This is a genomic window from Alcanivorax sp. HI0044, from assembly GCF_001634945.1.
The window spans coordinates 1-799 of record NZ_LWEZ01001720.1 but is presented as its reverse complement, the minus strand read 5'-3'; the positions used below and the strand labels follow the sequence as shown (position 1 = coordinate 799).

The following is a 799-nucleotide window of genomic DNA, read 5'->3' as shown; positions in this document are numbered from 1 at the left end:
AAGTCACGTTCAGGTACGGCTCCCAACGGCCGATGCCCGGCGCGTATTCCGCGAACAGGTTGTTCTCCCGGTAGCCGCTGCTGCCGGCGCCCCAGGCCTGCCAGACCCCCAGGGCCCCGTGGTCTTTTGTCAGGTCGCCGCCAAGGCTATGCAGGCTGTGGCCATCGAGGTTGTCGCGGCCTTCGCTCACATAGCGGCTGTGCCATTGCGTCTGCAGGCTGCCGTGTAGCGGGTTGGCCTCGCTCAGGGCGGCAGGCAGTAGCAGGGCAAGGCAGAGGTAATGCTGTGGATAAGGGCGACGTGGGGTTGGCACCGAAGCGGCTCCTTGCTGACGGTAAACCCTGACCTTATCAGAGAGGAGCGGAGGTGCGGTGAAGGTTCCCAGGCGACCGGCTAGGCTTTCAGTGCTTCAATCAACATGCCCATGGCCTTGCCCCGGTGGCTGATGGCATTTTTTTCCTCCGCGGGCAACTGCGCGGCGGTGCAGCCTTTTTCTTCCACAAAGAAATGGGGATCGTAGCCAAAGCCTTGCTCGCCCTGGGGTTCCAGCACGATGCGACCGTTCCAGTTGCCCTGGCAGATTAACGGGGTGGCGTCGTCTTCGTGATGCATCAATACAATCAGTGCCACGTAGCGGGCCTGGCGAGCCTCTTCCGGAATCTCGGTGAGCATCTCTACCAGCAGGGCGTTGTTTTTGGCGTCGGTGGCGCCGACCCCGGAAAAGCGGGCAGAGAAAATGCAGGGGCTGCCGTTCAGCGCGGCGACCTCGAGCCCGGAATCGTCGGCGATGGCAGGCAGG

General features: G+C 63.0%; 2 protein-coding genes. Both read right to left on the bottom strand.

Features of this window, described 5'->3' with window-relative positions:
• On the bottom strand, positions 1–313 hold a 313-nt coding region (locus tag A3730_RS25855), incomplete at its 3' end, for a hypothetical protein (RefSeq protein ID WP_197477643.1).
• 80 nt (positions 314–393) lie between these two features.
• The coding region (locus tag A3730_RS25850) for a non-canonical purine NTP pyrophosphatase (protein WP_063539277.1) at positions 394–799 on the bottom strand (406 nt) is incomplete at its 5' end.